Here is a 13,517-nt window from a genome sequence, read left to right as displayed (position 1 = left end):
CGGCCGCGGACGATCTACGCGCGCTCGACGGCGCGGATCCGTCCCTGGGCCACCGCGGCGGCCCCGGCGTCGTCACCGGCGTCCCGCAACGCGCTGCGGGCGGCCTCGACGTCGATCTCACCGGACAGGTCGGCCGACTCGGCGAGCACGGACACGGACTGCGCCGTCACCGACAGGAACCCACCGTGCACCGCGGCCACGATCCGCTCACCGTCGGTGGTGGTCACCGCGACGGTGCCGCCCTCGACGAGCTGGCCGAGCAGCGGTTCGTGACCGGGCAGGATCCCGATCTCTCCCTCTGTGGTCTGGGCGACCACCATGGTGGCCTCACCTGACCACAGGCGACGCTCCACGGCGACGAGCTGGACGTTCATGGACCGCGCCCCTGACTGATCTGCCACGGCTCAGTCCCTCACTTGCCGGCGAGCTTCTTGGCGTTGGCCTCGACGTCGTCGAGACCACCGGTGGAGAAGAACGCCTGCTCGGGCAGGTGGTCGTACTCGCCCTTGGTCACCTTGTCGAAGGCCTCGACGGTGTCCTTGAGCGGCACGTACGAACCGTCCTGACCGGTGAACTGCTTCGCGACGAAGAAGTTCTGGCCGAGGTAGCGCTCCAGTCGACGGGCCCGACCGACGAGGACCTTGTCCTCCTCGGCGAGCTCGTCCATGCCCAGGATCGCGATGATGTCCTGGAGCTCCTTGTAGCGCTGCAGGATCCGGATGACCTCCTGCGAGACGCGGTAGTGCTCCTCGCCCACGATCATCGGGTCCAGGATCCGCGAGGTGGAGCTCAGCGGGTCAACGGCCGGGTAGATGCCCTTCTGGGTGATCGCTCGGGAGAGCTCCGTGGTCGCGTCCAGGTGGGCGAACGTGGTGGCCGGCGCCGGGTCGGTGTAGTCGTCGGCGGGGACGTAGATGGCCTGCAGCGACGTGATGGAGTTGCCGCGGGTGGAGGTGATGCGCTCCTGGAGCTCGCCCATCTCGTCGGCCAGGGTGGGCTGGTAGCCCACCGCGGACGGCATCCGGCCGAGCAGCGTGGAGACCTCGGAACCGGCCTGCGTGAAGCGGAAGATGTTGTCGATGAAGAGCAGGACGTCCTGGTTCTTCACGTCGCGGAAGTACTCCGCCATGGTGAGCGCCGAGAGCGCGACGCGCATGCGCGTGCCGGGCGGCTCGTCCATCTGGCCGAAGACCAAGGCGGTCTGCTCGATGACGCCGGACTCGGTCATCTCCTCGATGAGGTCGTTGCCCTCGCGGGTGCGCTCGCCGACCCCGGCGAACACCGACACACCACCGAACTCCTGGGCGACCCGTCGGATCATCTCCTGGATGAGGACGGTCTTGCCCACGCCGGCCCCGCCGAACAGGCCGATCTTCCCGCCCTGCACGTACGGGGTCAGCAGGTCGATGACCTTGATCCCGGTCTCGAGGATCTCCGTCTTGCCCTCCAGCTGCGCGAACGCGGGAGGCTTGCGGTGGATGCCCCACTGCTCGCCGTCGCGGCCGGTGCCGGGGGCGTCCAGGCAGTCACCGAGGGCGTTGAAGATGTGCCCCTTGACGACGTCGCCGACGGGCACGGAGATCGGCCCGCCGGTGTCGGTGACCTCGGCGCCGCGGACGAGGCCGTCGGTGGGCTGCATGGAGATGGTGCGCACCAGGTTGTCGCCCAGGTGCTGTGCCACCTCCAGGGTCAGCCTCTTGGCGACCGTGGACAGCACGATCTCCGCGTGCAGCGCGTTGAACAGCTCGGGGATCGCGCCCCGGGGGAACTCGACGTCGACGACAGGGCCGATGACCCGGACGACGCGCCCTGCGCGGTCCGCGGCAGCGGTGCTGTCGGCCTCGTGGGTGGTTGCTGCAGTCATGTCAGTGTTTCCCTCACTCGTCTTCCGCGCCCGCGGACAGCGCGTCCGCGCCACCGACGATCTCGCTGATCTCCTGGGTGATCTGAGCCTGGCGGGCCTGGTTGGCCTCCCGGCTCAGCGTGCGCACCAGCTCGTTGGCGTTGTCCGTCGCCGCCTTCATCGCCGTGCGTCGTGCCGCCGACTCCGACGCCGCGGCGTCCAGCAGTGCGGCGTAGATCCGGGTGCCGATGTACTTCGGCAGCAGCGCCCCGAGCAGCGTCTCCGGGCTGGGCTCGAACTCGTAGCCCGGCTGGGGACCCTGCGCGGCGGGCACGACGACCTCGCCGCCCTCACCCTCCGTGGGTGCCTCGACATCATCGGCGTAGGTGACCTCCAGCGGCGCCATCCGACGCACGACCGGGGTCTGGGTCAACATCGACTCGAACTGCGTGTAGACGATGTGCAGCTCGTCGACGCCCTGGACACCGTCCGCGCCACCACCGTCGACCGTGTCGTCGGACCCGGCGAGGAACGCAGCCACCATCTGCTGGCTGGCCTCGGCCGCGTCGGAGTAGGCCGGCTGCTGCGAGAAGCCCGTCCACGAGCCCGCGACCGTGCGGTCCCGGAAGCCGTAGAAGCTCACGCCCTTCTGGCCGAGGACGTAGAGCACCGGCTCCTTGCCCTCGCTGCGGAGAAGCTGCTGGAGCTCTTCGGCCGCGCGAAGGACGTTGGAGTTGTAGCCACCGCACATGCCGCGGTCGCTCGTCACGATGAGGACCGCGGCCCGGGTGGGGTTGGCCCGGTCGTTCAGCAACGGGTGGTCGAGGGAGGACGCGGCACTGGCCAGGGCGGACAGCACGGCGGTGATCTCCACCGAGTACGGACGCGCGGCGGCCACCCGGGCCTGGGCCCGGGTGATCCGCGACGTGGCGATGAGCTCCTGCGCCTTGGTGATCTTCTTCGTCGAGTTGACCGAGCGGATCCGTTGACGCAGCTCTCTCAGCTGGGCAGGCATGTCAGGGGGGTCACTTCCCCGCGGGTCGCGGCTTGGTGACGGAGACCTGCTCCTGGCCGACCTCGTCGGCGTCCATCGTCTCGGCCTCCGCCTCGTTCACCACGACCGACGACCCGTCGGACGCGGTGAACTGGGACTTGAAGTCGTTGACCTGGCGGACCAGGCGCTCGATGTTGTCGTCGTCGAGGACCTTGGTCGAGCGGACCTCACCGAGCACGTCGTCGTCGCTGCGGCGCAGGTGCTCCAGGAGCTCCTTCTCGAAGCGGCGGACGTCGCCGACGGGCACCGAGTCCATGTAGCCCTCGCTGCCGAGGTAGATCACGACGATCTGCTCCTCGACCGGAACGGGCGCGTACTGGCCCTGCTTGAGCAGCTCCACCAGACGGGCACCACGGTCGAGCTGGGCCTTGGACGCGGCGTCGAGGTCGGAGGCGAACGCCGAGAAGGCCTCCAGCTCCCGGTACTGCGCCAGGTCCAGCCGGAGCGAGCCGGACACCTTCTTCATGCCCTTCACCTGGGCCGAGCCACCGACGCGGGAGACCGAGATCCCGACGTTGACGGCCGGTCGCACGCCCTGGTTGAACAGGTCGGACTCCAGGAAGCACTGCCCGTCGGTGATGGAGATGACGTTGGTGGGGATGTAGGCCGAGACGTCGTTGGCCTTGGTCTCGATGATGGGCAGGCCCGTCATCGAGCCGGCACCGAGCTCGTCGGAGAGCTTCGCGCAGCGCTCGAGCAGGCGCGAGTGCAGGTAGAACACGTCACCGGGGTAGGCCTCGCGGCCCGGCGGGCGACGCAGCAGCAGGGAGATGGTCCGGTACGCCTCGGCCTGCTTGGTCAGGTCGTCGAAGACGATGAGGACGTGCTTGCCCTGGTACATCCAGTGCTGGCCGATGGCAGAGCCCGCGTACGGCGCGAGCCACTTGAAGCCGGCCGAGTCGGACGCGGGGGCCGCGACGATCGTGGTGTAGTCCATCGCACCGGCCTCGACCAGCGCGGTCTTGATACCCGCGATGGTGGAACCCTTCTGACCGATGGCGACGTAGATGCAGCGGACCTGCTGCTCCGGGTCACCCGTGGCCCAGGCGTCCTTCTGGTTGATGATCGTGTCCACGCAGACCGCGGTCTTGCCGGTCTTGCGGTCGCCGATGATGAGCTGGCGCTGGCCGCGGCCGATCGGTGTCATGGCGTCGATGGCCTTGATCCCGGTCTGCATCGGCTGCTTCACCGGCTGGCGCTCGAGCACCGAGGCGGCCTGAAGCTCCAGGGCCCGCTCCTCGGTGGACTCGATGTCACCGAGCTCGTCGATGGGGCGACCCAGGGGATCGACCACGCGACCGAGGAAGCCGTCGCCGACGGGGACGGAGAGGACGGCGCCGGTGCGGCGGACCTCCTGGCCCTCCTCGATGCCCTCGTAGTTGCCGAGGATGACCGCGCCGATCTCGCGCGACTCGAGGTTGAGGGCCACGCCACGGATGCCGCCGGGGAACTCCAGCAGCTCGTTGCTCATCGCGGACGGGAGCCCGGAGATGTGCGCGATGCCGTCGCCGGTGTCGGTCACCACGCCGACCTCCTCGCGGGAGGCCTCCGGCGTGTAGCTCGCGGTGTAGCTCTCGATCGCACTGCGGATCTCGTCGGAGGAGATCGTCAGCTCCGCCATGTCAGTCCTGCTCTCGGTGTCTCGTGTTCGGAAGGGCACGTGCTCGTCGGGGGGCGGTGCGGGCTCAGCCGGCCAGCCTCCGGCGGAGGGCGTCGAGGCGCCCGGCCACGCTGCCGTCGATGACCTCGTCGCCCACCTGCACGACGAGCCCTCCCGTCAGCGCGGGGTCGACCTCCACGTGCACGGTCACGGTACGGCCGTAGGTGGTGGTCAGCGTGCGGGTGAGGCGTTCGAGCTGGGCGTCGGACAGCGCCACCGCGCTGCGCACGTGGGCGACCGACTGCTCGCGCTGGCGCGCGGCCAGCGTGGACAGCGCGTCGAAGGCATCCGCCGGCTCCTCCCGGAGCCGCTCGACGACCTGGGTGACCAGCGCCGAGGTCACCGCGGCGACCTTCCCGTCCAGCAGGCTGTGCACCAGCGAGGTGCGCTGGCCCGCCACCGCGCTGCGGTCGGCCAGCACGCGCTCCAGGCTCGGGCTCGCCGCCACGATGCGGCCGAGGCGGAACAGCTCGTCCTCGACCGTGTCGAGCTGGCCGTCGCGCTCGGCGCTGCGCAGCAGGACCTCGCGGCCGAGCAGCTCGAGGGAATCGACCACGTCGCGGGCACTCGACCACTGCTGGCGCACGACCACCGTCAGCACGGCGAGCGTGGCGTCGGAGATCTTGCCCTGGAACAACCGCCCGACCAGGCCCGAGCGCGCGTCGGGGTCGGTCGACCCGTCGGCCAGCGTCCGGCGCAGACCGCGCTCGGAGTCCAGCAGGGTCACGACCGAGAAGAGCTCGGTCCCGACCTCGGCCGCGGACTCCGGCGCGAGCTGCTCCCGGACGGCGGCGAGCGCGTCACGGCTGGTGGCGTGCATCAGCAGATCACTCCCCTGCGGTCGTGGCCCGGGCGGAGCCGGACATGGCGTCGAGCTCGTCGAGGAAACGGTCGACCGTGCCGGAGCGACGGGCGTCGTCCGCGAGGGACTCCCCCACGACCCGCTCCGCGAGGTCGACCGCGGTGCGGCCGAGGTCGGCGCGGAGCTCGGCGACGATCTGCTGACGCTGGGCGGCGAGCTGCGCCTGACCGGTGGCCACGATCCGCTGGCTCTCCTGCTGTGCCTGCTCGCGCATCTCCTCGATGATCTTCTGTCCCTGGGCGCGGGCGTCGTCGCGGATGCGTGCGGCCTCGCCCCGGGCCTCGGCCAGCTGGGCGTTGTACTTGTCCAGCGCCGCCTTGGCCTCGACCTGGGCCTGCTCGGCCCGGGCGATCCCGCCCTCGATCGCGTTCGTCCGCTCTGCCAGCACCTTCTTGAAGACGGGCAGCGCGTACTTCCAGAAGAAGAAGACGATCGCGATCAGGCACACGAACGACCAGACGATGTCGTACGTCGCCGGCACGAGGGGATTGATGTCCTCGGCGGCGAGCAACGCAGTCGTGGGGGTCATGGCCGGATCAGAAGATGAAGCCGGCGACGATGCCGATCAGGGCCAGGGCCTCGGTGAACGCGATGCCCAAGAACATCGTGGTGCGCAGCTGGCCGGCCATCTCGGGCTGGCGCGCCATGCCCTCGATGGTCTTGCCGACGACGATGCCGATGCCGATGCCGGGGCCGATCGCGGCGAGGCCGTAGCCGATGGCGCCGTAGCCGGTCGCCTTGAAGTCGTTGGCCTGAGCGAGGGTCTGAGCGAGGTCCATCAGTGTTCCCGTTTCCCTTTCGGTTGGCCCGGACCGGGCTCGAGCTCCCGGTGCAGGTCAGGTGGTGTGCCGGCGTGGGTGCCGACCGGTGGTGAGGGTCAGTGCTCCTCGGCCAGCGCCAGGTCCAGGTAGACCGCGGTGAGCAGGGCGAAGATGTAGGCCTGGAGGAACGCCACCAGGATCTCGAACAGCGTGAAGGCGAACCCCACCACGAGGGTGAGGGGGCCGATGACCTTGAGCCCGGCGCTCGCCTCGAAGAGGAAGTAGCTGGTGGCGCTGAAGAACAGCACCAGCAGGATGTGACCCGCCAGCATGTTGGCCAGCAGCCGGATGGTCAGGGTGATCGGCCGGAGGATGAACGTCGAGATGAACTCGATCGGCAGCACCAGGACGTGCAGCGCGGGGGGCAGGCCCGGCACGATCACCGAGCTCTTCATGTACCCGCCGAAGCCCTTCTGCTTGATGCCGGCGTAGTTGAACGTGATGTACGCCAGCACGGCGAGGGCGATCGGGGCACCGATGACGGCGTTCGACGAGATGTTCAGCAGCGGGATGACCCCGGTGATGTTCATGACGAACACCATGAAGAAGATCGAGGTGATGACGGGCAGGAACCGTCCACCGTTCTTCTTGCCGAGGATCTCGTCCGCGATCTGGACCCTGACGAAGTCCAGCGCGATCTCGCCGACGTTCTGCACGCCGCGCGGGACGATCTTGGGGGTGCGCAGCGCGAGGAAGAAGAACCCGATGAGCACACCGGTCATCAGGAGGCGGACAGCCATGACGCGGTTGATCTCGAACGGCGTGCCGCCGAAGAGGATCGCGGGCGGGTAGAAGTCGGCCAGCGAGGGTGGGCTGAAACCAGCACCCTCGGAGGCTGCCATGACGATGACGCTCAGCGGTCTCTCCCGTGGTCGGGCCGGAAGTGCGCTCCCGGTTCGTACGGACGTGGACGGTGCCGATCGCCGTCACGTGGACCACCTCGGGCTCCTGCGAGCCACCCCTGCGGTGCCGGCCACGTTGTCGACGACGAACCCGAGTCTGCCATGCGTGCGCCTGGCGCTGGAATCGGGATCCGACGGGGGCCTGCCACCAGCACGCGGTGCCCGTGAGCACCGCGTGTCCGCTTCGTCCCTCGCCTGCGGTCGGAACCCTACCAACAGCCAGGGACACTCCCGACCGCGGGGTACTACTCGCCGTCGGAGACGCTGGGGACCGGATCGACGTAGGTGTTCCGGGTCCGGACCACGGCCAGGGTCTCCAGGCCGAGCAGGACGACCACCCCCACGATGACGACGACCCCGAAGGCGGTGCGGTCGTAGAAGTCGAACCTGCGCAGCACCGCCAGGGCCACGATCAGCGCGACCAGCTTCAGCAGCCAGGTGCCCATCAGCACCGCCGCCGTGGTGGTCGGCGCCGATCCGGTCGTGCTGAGCACGACGGCCACGGTGAACAGGACGAACGCCCCGCACACCGCGGCCCCGAGCAGGGCTCCCCACACCCCGGGCGCTCCTGCGGCCAGCCCGCCCACGACAGCCGCGACCACCGCGAGCACCACCAGCCCGAGGACGCCGTGGCGGGCGGCGGCGCGCAGCGGGGCGGAGGGGTCGGCGGCGGCGGTGCTCACGAGGCGCTCCTGGTGGTGGTGACGGGCGGGGTGCTCGCGGGCGGGACGCCGGGCGGGCGGGGGTCGCGGACGTGGGGCAGGAAGGACGCCGTGAGCGCGCCGAGCACACCCACCCCGACCACGACGGCCACGAGCCGTGGGTCGACGAGGGTGGTGGCCACGGTGCCGAAGGCGATCAGCGCGGTCCACGTGTAGATGAGCAGCACGGAGCGTCGGTGGGAGTGCCCCAGCTGCAGGAGGCGGTGGTGCAGGTGCATCTTGTCGGGGCTGAACGGGCTGCGTCCGGCCCTGGTGCGCCGGACGATGGCCATCAGCAGGTCCAGCACGGGGATGAACACCACCGCACCGACCACGAGCAGCGGGTTGAACAGCGCCACCAGGTCGCCCGGGTTGTAGTCGGTGGGCAGCACCTTGCCGGACGCGCTGGTGGAGGCCGCGGCGAGCATGAGGCCGATGAGCATGGAGCCCGAGTCGCCCATGAAGATCCGGGCGGGCTGGAAGTTGTGCGGCAGGAAGCCGAGGCACACCCCGGCCAGCACCGCGGCGATCACGGCCGGCGGGTAGGTGCTCACCTCGCCGCCCTGGTCGTGCAGCAGGCCGAGGGAGAACGCGCACGTGGCGAGCGCGGCGATGAGCCCGATACCCGCGGCGAGCCCGTCCAGGCCGTCGACGAAGTTCACGGCGTTGGCCAGCAGCACGGTGACCAGCACGGTGACCAGGCCGCCCTGCAGCTGGTCGAGGATCACCGGCACCATCGCGCCACCGTCGCCGAGCGGGCCGTACAGCAGCACCCAGCTCAACCCCAGGTAGACCATCACCCCGGCCGCGGTGACCTGGCCGGCGAACTTCGTCAGGGCATCCAGGCCGAACCGGTCGTCGAGTGCACCGACGACCACGATCACCCCGCCCGCCGCCACCACCGCGGTGACGTCGCTGCTGTAGGCGAAGCCCCGCGTCAGCGACGGGAGCTGGGTGGCCAGCCCGAAGGCGGCGACCACGCCGACGTACATCCCGATCCCGCCCAGACGGGGGGTGGGGGTCACGTGGACGTCGCGCTCCCGGGGGCGCGCCACGGCTCCTGCCCGCACCGCGAGGACCCGGATGACCCCGGTGGCCAGGAAGGTGACCGCCGCAGCGGTCACGAGCACGAGGGAGAGCTCCCGCAGCGGGACCCCGGCACTGCCCTGCTGCTGCGCGAGCAGCGTCAGGGCGGGGGTGTGCACGGGGTCCGACGCTACCCGCGGTGCGGGTCCGGGCCCCTCAGCCCCGCGGGTAGGCGGGGTGCCGAGCCACGAGCTCGCCCACCGCGACGCGCACGGCAGCGAGCTCGGCGTCGCCGTCGGCCGTGCCGTGGACAGCCTTCACCGCGCGCGCGACCAGCGTGGCGACCTCGGCCATCTCGGCCTGGCCCATGCCCTGGGTGGTGAGGGCGGCCGAACCCACCCGGATGCCCGAGGCCACCATCGGCGGCGCCGGGTCGTAGGGGATGGCGTTCTTGTTCAGCGTGATGGCGGCCGCGTCGCACCGCGCTTCCGCGTCCGCCCCCGAGATGCCCAGGCCCTGCAGGTCGAGCAGGGCGAGGTGGGTGTCGGTACCGCCGGAGACCGCGCGCATGCCCTCCCCCTCGAGGGACTTCGCGAGCTCCGCCGCGTTGGCCACCACGGACGAGGCGTAGGCCTGGTACTCCGGGGTGGCCGCCTCCTTGTAGGCGACGGCCTTCGCCGCGACGGCGTGCATCAGCGGGCCGCCCTGGGTGAACGGGAACACGGCCTTGTCGAGCTTCTTGGCGTGCTCCTCGCGCGAGAGCAACATGCCGCCGCGGGGGCCGCGCAGGACCTTGTGCGTCGTGGCGGAGACCACGTCGGCGTAGGGCACCGGCGAGGGGATGGCCTTGCCGGCGACGAGGCCGATGAAGTGGGCGGCGTCGACCCAGAGGATGGCGCCCACCTCGTCCGCGATCTCGCGGAACGCGGCGAAGTCGATCAGGCGCGGGTAGGCGGTGGCGCCGGCGACGATCATCTTCGGCTTGTGCGTGCGGGCGAGGTCGCGGACCTCGTCGTAGTCGATGAGCTCGGTGTCCTTGCGGACGCTGTAGGGCACCGGGTTGAACCACTTGCCGGAGAAGCTGACCTTGGAGCCGTGGGTGAGGTGCCCGCCGTGGGGCAGGCTCATCGCCAGCACCGTGTCCCCCGGCTGGCAGAACGCGGCGTACACGGCGAGGTTCGCGTTGGCCCCGGAGTGCGGCTGCAGGTTCGCGTGCTCGGCGCCGAACAGCGCCTTCGCCCGCTCGATCCCGATCGTCTCGGCCTGGTCGACCACCCCGCAGCCGCCGTAGTAGCGGCGCCCGGGGTAGCCCTCGGCGTACTTGTTGCTCAGCGTGGAGCCCAGGGTGGCGAGCACCGCCGGGCTGGTCAGGTTCTCGCTGGCGATGAGCTGCAGCCCACCGCGGAGGCGGTCGAGCTCCTCGAGGACGATCCCGGCGATCTCGGGGTCGGTCTGCTCGAGTGCGTCGAAGTCGGGTCCCCAGAACGGCGTGCTCACGCGGTGCTCTCCTCGAACTCGGCTGCTGGTGGGTGCTCGGGAGGAGTCTAGGCGGCGGTCCGGCAGGCGCAGCCCGTGCTCAGGCGGGACGCAGCTCGTCGGCGGCGCAGCCGAGGACCTCGGCCACGGCCTCCACCGCCACCGCACCCTCGCGCAGCACCAGGGGCCGGTCCCCGGTGAGATCGACGATGGTCGAGGGCGTGGCCCTGGCGCACGGTCCGCCGTCGAGGTAGACGTCCACCTGCGAGCCGAGCTGGTTGCGGGCGTCCTGGACGGTGGTGGCGGGGGGCTCGCCGGAGACGTTCGCGCTGGAGACCGCCATGGGGCCGATCTCGCGCAGCAGGTCGAGGGCCACCGGGTGCAGCGGCATCCGCAGCATCACCGTGCCCCGGGTGTCGCCGAGGTCCCAGGCCAGCGACGGAGCCTGCTGCACCACGAGGCTGAGCCCACCCGGCCAGAACGCCTGCACCAGTGACCGCGCCTCGGTCTTCACGGAGTGGACGAGGCCGTCGATGGTGTGCCAGGAGCCGACGAGCACGGGCACCGGCATGTCGCGGCCGCGGTTCTTGGCCTTGAGCAGGTTGCTCACCCCCTGGCTGTCGAAGGCGTCGCAGCCCAGCCCGTAGAGGGTGTCGGTGGGCAGCACCACCAGCCGCCCGGCCCGCAGGCTGGTGAAGGCCGCGGCGAGGCCGTCGGCGCGGGTGTCGGTGCTGGTGCAGTCGTAGACGGTGCTCACGTGGGGATCCTCCCAGGTGTCAGCCGGAGCGGGACACCCGCCTGGCGGTGGTGAAGCGCGGACGGTCCGCGAGGTCGGTGTGCACCTGCACGTCGGTGAACACGGTGCGGGTGGAGAACAGGGCCGGGACCACCACCCCGTGGCTGTCGTCGTGCTCCACCCCGACCGCCCCGCCGACCTTGAGCCAGGTGGCCGCCGAGTAGACGATCGGACGGAGCACGGCGAGCCCGTCGGCGCCGCCGAACACCGCCGCAGCCGGGTCGTGGTCGGCCACCTCCGGCTCCACCGGGGTGCCGAGCGGGACGTAGGGCGGGTTGGCCACGACGAGGTCGACCTGTCCCTCCAGCTGCACGAGCAGGCGCCGGTCGGTGACGTCACCCTGGTGCAGGCGCACGGGTGTGTCCCCCCGCCCGGCGCGCGCGTCGGCGTTGCGACGCGCCCACGCCAGGGCGGTGGGATCGGACTCCACCGCGTGCACCCGGGCGTCGGGCCGGGCCTGGGCGATCGACAGCGCCAGCACCCCGGAGCCGGTGCACAGGTCCAGCACCACCGGGTCGTGGGTGCCCTCGAGCTCGGCCAGCGCCCACGCCATGAGCAGCTCGGTCTCCGGTCGCGGCGTGAACACCCCGGGGCCGACCTCCACCGTGATGGCCCCCATGGCCGCCCACCCCGTGAGGTGCTGCAGCGGCACCCGCGCGGCCCGCTGGGCGACGAGGCGGCGGTAGGTCTCGATGGTCAGCGGGTCCACCAGCGGGACCATCGGCAGCCGGCCGCGCTCGACCCCGACCACGTGCGCGGCGAGCAGCTCCGCGTCCACCCGGGGGCTGCCGACCCCGGCCGCCTCCAGCGTCGACGTGGCTTCGAGCACGGCCAGGCGCAGCGGTTGACGACTCACCTGGTCAGCGTGCCACGGGGAGGGTCCGGGGCGGGCACGTGGAACCGGTCACTCGGCGGCGAGGCGCTCCGCCCGGTCCGCCGCCCCGAGGGCGTCCAGGAGCGGGTCGAGCTCACCGTCGAGCACCGCGTCCAGGTTGTGCGCCTTGAAGCCGATGCGGTGGTCGGCGATCCGGTTCTCCGGGAAGTTGTAGGTGCGGATCCGCTCGGAGCGGTCCACGGTGCGCACCTGGCTGAGCCGGCCCGCCGAGGCCTCGGCCTGGGCCGTCTCCTCCGCCGCCGCCTGCAGCCGGGCGGCGAGCACCTGCATGGCCCGGGCCTTGTTCTGCAGCTGCGAGCGCTCGTTCTGGCAGGTGACCACCACACCGGTGGGCAGGTGGGTGATGCGAACGGCCGAGTCTGTGGTGTTCACGCCCTGCCCACCCTTGCCGGAGCTCCGGTAGACGTCGATGCGCAGGTCGCCCTCGTCGATCTCCACCGCCGCCACGTCCTCGGGCTCCGGGTAGACGAGGACCCCGGCGGCCGAGGTGTGGATCCGTCCGGCCGACTCCGTGACGGGCACGCGCTGCACCCGGTGCACGCCGCCCTCGAACTTGAGCCTGGCCCACACCCCCTCGACGTCGTCGGCCCTGGCCTTGACCGACACGGTGGCGTCCTTGTACCCGCCCAGGTCGGAGGTCGTGGCGTCGAGCACCGCGGTCCGCCAACCGTGGCGCTCCGCGTAGCGCACGTACATCCGCACGAGGTCCGCGGCGAACAGGGCCGACTCCTCGCCCCCCTCCCCCGACTTGACCTCCAGGACGACGTCGTCGCCGTCGTGCGGGTCGCGCGGGGCCAGCAGGTCGGTCAGCCGGACGTCCAGCTCGGCGACCCGGGCGACGAGCTGCCGAGCCTCCTCGGCGAAGGACGGGTCCTCCGCCGACAGCTCGGTGGCGGCCTCGAGGTCGGACCGCGCCGCCACGAGCTGGTCGTGGGTGGCCACGAGGGGGCCGAGCTCGGCGAAGCGCTTGCCCACCCGTCGCGCGGCCGTCGCATCGGCGTGCAGGGCGGGGTCGGAGAGCTGCTGCTGCAGGCCCGCGTGCTCGGCCAGCAGGTCGTCGATCGCCGTGCTGGTGGACGGGGTGGTCACCGGAGGTCCTCCCGGGAGACGGGGTGGGAAAGCAGAAGCGCCCGTCCCTGCCTGGGCAGGACGGGCGCTGGTGGTGGAGCTACTCGGACTCGACGGGAACCTTCGAGCCGGCGCGCTTGCCGTAACGGGCCTCGAAGCGGGCCACCCGACCACCGGTGTCGAGGATCTTCTGCTTGCCCGTGTAGAACGGGTGGCACTGGGAGCACACCTCGGCGTTGATCGTGCCGCTCGCCTTGGTGCTGTGGGTGGTGAACGAGTTGCCGCAGCCGCAGGTCACGGTCGTCTCGTTGTACGCGGGGTGGATACCGGTCTTCATGGGTGTGCCCTTCGTCGTGGTCGCCGGGTCGGTCTCGCAGATCGGGACCGTGAACCGGAACCGTGCTCGATCGCCC

At 71.1% G+C, this 13,517-nt stretch carries 15 protein-coding genes; all 15 read right to left on the bottom strand.

Annotated features, from left to right (window positions below; translation table 11 throughout):
* Positions 1–14 precede the first annotated feature (14 nt).
* The 15 genes from RHODO2019_RS03870 to rpmE all read right to left on the bottom strand — a co-directional run bounded on the left by RHODO2019_RS03870 (position 15) and on the right by rpmE (position 13,441).
* The gene (locus RHODO2019_RS03870; protein WP_265384610.1) at positions 15–374 is read right to left on the bottom strand and encodes a F0F1 ATP synthase subunit epsilon; all 360 of its coding nucleotides are present in this window, start codon (positions 372–374) and stop codon (positions 15–17) included.
* A 38-nt stretch (positions 375–412) separates the two neighbouring features.
* A complete protein-coding gene (atpD, locus tag RHODO2019_RS03865) occupies positions 413–1,864 on the bottom strand; it encodes a F0F1 ATP synthase subunit beta (RefSeq protein ID WP_265383711.1) in 1,452 nt (483 codons plus the stop codon).
* A 13-nt stretch (positions 1,865–1,877) separates the two neighbouring features.
* Positions 1,878–2,858 carry a F0F1 ATP synthase subunit gamma gene (locus RHODO2019_RS03860; protein ID WP_265383710.1) on the bottom strand — a complete coding sequence of 327 codons (981 nt, stop codon included), beginning with the start codon at positions 2,856–2,858 and terminating at the stop codon, positions 1,878–1,880.
* Between the two features lie 10 nt (positions 2,859–2,868).
* Complete coding sequence (atpA, locus tag RHODO2019_RS03855; protein ID WP_265383709.1) at positions 2,869–4,518, bottom strand: F0F1 ATP synthase subunit alpha; 1,650 nt, start codon at positions 4,516–4,518, stop codon at positions 2,869–2,871.
* Between the two features lie 64 nt (positions 4,519–4,582).
* Positions 4,583–5,377 (bottom strand): F0F1 ATP synthase subunit delta, encoded by a 795-nt coding sequence (locus RHODO2019_RS03850; RefSeq protein WP_265383708.1) that lies wholly within the window; start codon positions 5,375–5,377, stop codon positions 4,583–4,585.
* Between the two features lie 7 nt (positions 5,378–5,384).
* Positions 5,385–5,948: a F0F1 ATP synthase subunit B gene (locus tag RHODO2019_RS03845; protein ID WP_265383707.1), complete on the bottom strand. Its 564-nt coding sequence runs from the start codon at positions 5,946–5,948 to the stop codon at positions 5,385–5,387.
* Between the two features lie 7 nt (positions 5,949–5,955).
* Positions 5,956–6,198, bottom strand: a complete 243-nt coding sequence (locus RHODO2019_RS03840) for an ATP synthase F0 subunit C (RefSeq protein ID WP_265383706.1) — start codon at positions 6,196–6,198, stop codon at positions 5,956–5,958.
* A gap of 98 nt (positions 6,199–6,296) precedes the next feature.
* Positions 6,297–7,082 carry a F0F1 ATP synthase subunit A gene (gene atpB, locus RHODO2019_RS03835; RefSeq protein ID WP_265383705.1) on the bottom strand — a complete coding sequence of 262 codons (786 nt, stop codon included), beginning with the start codon at positions 7,080–7,082 and terminating at the stop codon, positions 6,297–6,299.
* A gap of 305 nt (positions 7,083–7,387) precedes the next feature.
* Positions 7,388–7,825, bottom strand: a complete 438-nt coding sequence (locus tag RHODO2019_RS03830; protein WP_265383704.1) for a Cg1360 family ATP-synthase-associated protein — start codon at positions 7,823–7,825, stop codon at positions 7,388–7,390.
* Positions 7,822–9,048, bottom strand: a complete 1,227-nt coding sequence (locus tag RHODO2019_RS03825; protein WP_265383703.1) for a glycosyltransferase family 4 protein — start codon at positions 9,046–9,048, stop codon at positions 7,822–7,824. The genes RHODO2019_RS03830 and RHODO2019_RS03825 overlap by 4 nt, the downstream gene beginning before the upstream one ends.
* Positions 9,049–9,085: 37 nt before the next feature.
* Entirely contained in the window at positions 9,086–10,366 is a 1,281-nt protein-coding gene (glyA, locus tag RHODO2019_RS03820; protein ID WP_265383702.1) for a serine hydroxymethyltransferase, read from the bottom strand.
* 79 nt (positions 10,367–10,445) lie between these two features.
* On the bottom strand, positions 10,446–11,102 hold the full coding sequence (locus RHODO2019_RS03815) for an L-threonylcarbamoyladenylate synthase (protein ID WP_265383701.1): 657 nt from the start codon (positions 11,100–11,102) through the stop codon (positions 10,446–10,448).
* 19 nt (positions 11,103–11,121) lie between these two features.
* Positions 11,122–11,997: a peptide chain release factor N(5)-glutamine methyltransferase gene (gene prmC / locus RHODO2019_RS03810; protein ID WP_265383700.1), complete on the bottom strand. Its 876-nt coding sequence runs from the start codon at positions 11,995–11,997 to the stop codon at positions 11,122–11,124.
* 48 nt (positions 11,998–12,045) lie between these two features.
* Positions 12,046–13,125: a peptide chain release factor 1 gene (prfA, locus tag RHODO2019_RS03805; protein ID WP_265383699.1), complete on the bottom strand. Its 1,080-nt coding sequence runs from the start codon at positions 13,123–13,125 to the stop codon at positions 12,046–12,048.
* A 79-nt stretch (positions 13,126–13,204) separates the two neighbouring features.
* Positions 13,205–13,441: a 50S ribosomal protein L31 gene (gene rpmE, locus RHODO2019_RS03800; RefSeq protein ID WP_265383698.1), complete on the bottom strand. Its 237-nt coding sequence runs from the start codon at positions 13,439–13,441 to the stop codon at positions 13,205–13,207.
* Between the last annotated feature and the right edge of the window lie 76 nt (positions 13,442–13,517).

The organism is Rhodococcus antarcticus, from assembly GCF_026153295.1.
GTDB lineage: Bacteria > Actinomycetota > Actinomycetes > Mycobacteriales > Mycobacteriaceae > Rhodococcus_D > Rhodococcus_D antarcticus.
The sequence above is the reverse complement of the archived record's forward strand: the minus strand, read 5'-3'. Positions and strand labels throughout refer to the sequence as shown.